General features: G+C 47.1%; 1 protein-coding gene and 1 pseudogene. One reads left to right on the top strand and one right to left on the bottom strand.

The genetic code is table 11. From position 1 onward, the window contains the following. Window positions 1-121: pseudogene (locus ACTIE6_RS23195) on the top strand (LysM peptidoglycan-binding domain-containing protein); the annotation flags it as partial. An 81-nt stretch (window positions 122-202) separates the two neighbouring features. Here the strand turns inward: ACTIE6_RS23195 and ACTIE6_RS23190 are convergent. Then, window positions 203-2,081, bottom strand: a 1,879-nt coding sequence (locus tag ACTIE6_RS23190; protein WP_439558897.1) for an outer membrane beta-barrel protein, incomplete at its 5' end; no start/stop codon positions are given.

Below are 2,081 nucleotides of genomic sequence, written 5' to 3'. Positions count from 1 at the left end.
GCGCGTAGTTGCCAACAAATACGGCGTCAGCAAAGAAGCGATCATGAAAGCGAACGGCAAGTCAAGGGACTTCTCAGAACGCGGTGAAAAGCTGATAATTCCTTTTCCCAGCAAAAAATAAGATTTATAAATACACGAATCCCGGCCCATTGATCTGAGCCGGGATTCTTTTTTTGTCTGTTAAGCAGAATTTATTGATTTCTCAAAATCCGCCGGGACCTCTGCCCTCGCCGCCACCTCTGCGGAACCCGCCGCCTTCATTATCAAAATCCCGTCTCCGTGAATTGTTGCTGGCCGGGGCTTTGCCGAAATTCTTCAATGTGTAGGTGAATGTAAGCATTGCATACTGCGTCAGAACCCTGTTACTCACGTCCTGAATGTAGGTTTCAGTAGTAGTGCGGCTGATGCTGTTGTTTTGGTTTAAAATATCGAACACAGTCAGTTTCAACTCGCCTGCATTGTTTTTAAGGAATTTCTTGCCGACACTCGCATTCCATAATGTAAAGTTTTGGTTAAAACCTGCGCCGAGCCCACGGTAGGATTGACTGCTGATATCACTTTGTACCACAAAACCTTTTCCAAAAATCCAGTTAACGCGACCGGTAATGCTTTGCGTATAGTAGTTATTGTTCAGATTTGGCTGAATCGTATTTCTAACCACGTTGTAATTACCTGAGTACGAAGCGGTGAAATCCAGCTTTTCGCTCACATTGCTGCTCAGTACTAAACCTTGTGAAATCGCGTAAGTATTGGAGAAGTTGGGCACATTGTTGATCATACCTGGCGATCTCACATAATTAAAGCCGGTTGTCAGGTTCACATTCAGTTTCAAAGGCGCCACCGGCTTTCCGTAAGCAAGGAAAGTACGCGCATTCCAGCTTCCGTCCACGTTGATCGGCGAGGTAAGTCTTGCACCGCGTTCGAGCACAACACCGTTGGCCAATGTAGTCGGCTCCTGTGCGATAATCGTCGAATTCACGATCGCATTGTTCGTTTGCGTTACAAATACCATTGCATTCAAACTGTAAGGTCTCTCCGCACCAGCCAGTGAGTAGCGCACATTCAACGAGTTGCGGTATTCCTGTTTCAGGTTCGGATTACCCGCTGTTAGCGATAGCGGGTTGCTGTTATCTACCACATTTTGCAGCTGCGAAATGGAAGGCTGACTGGTAGAGCTACGGAAAAACGTCCGGAACTGCGTACCTGATTTCGACCGGTAGCTCAGCATGAAGTTGGGAAGAAAGTTTGTGAAAGACTGATCTACCTTGTTGTTAGTGGGCGCGAGCTGCTGGCTGTACAATCCCGTATTCTGAAAGTCAACCCCAAAGTTCGCCGACCAGCTGTTTTTACGATAGCGGTAGCCCAGTCCGGCACGATTGGTGGTGTATCTGTTGTCAAAATTATTGGTCAGCAGCGTATCCAGGTCTGTGTAAGTGTTTTCGTCAAAACTCATATTATAAGTCTCGCGGCTGGAATTGCTGTTGCTGACAGTAAGCCCGTAATTCAGCTGCAATTGCGCATTCTTGCTGATCGGCTCGGTGTAAATCACATTACCACCCAATGTAAGCCCGTCAGAATTGGTGTAGCTCACCTGATCAATCGTGTCGCCGCGTACTGCTATATCGGGCAGCATGAAACCGTCGTAATACAGATTGCGTGAATAGAGGTACCGCGTTCCATTGCGGTCATTCAGCTGCGTATTTACATTCACGCTCACAGTCCGGCCTTTTTTGTCAAAGCTATGACGGAACAGCAGATCGTTGGAGAAATTATAGCCCGCGTTGTTGTTGGTCTGGCTATTGTCCTGGCTATTCACCGGGCTGCCTAGCACTGTTGTAAGTCCGGTCCGCATACTTCCGGAATTGTTATCCTGAAAACTGAGACGAGGTGTAAAGATCAGCGAGTTCTTTGGATTGATATTGTATTCCACACGCATGTTCAAACGGTGGTTTGCATTGGTACTCGAAGTCCGGCTTGCCTCATTGTAAAGCTGGTTACTATCCGATTTGGCAAGCAGGTATTGCTGCGATGTAGTCTGATCATTTACATTGCCGGTTCTGTTGAAAAAGTAGCTTCCGGAA

This window comes from Dyadobacter sp. (assembly GCF_051859145.1).
Taxonomy (GTDB): domain Bacteria; phylum Bacteroidota; class Bacteroidia; order Cytophagales; family Spirosomataceae; genus Dyadobacter.
The sequence above is the reverse complement of the archived record's forward strand: the minus strand, read 5'-3'. Positions and strand labels throughout refer to the sequence as shown.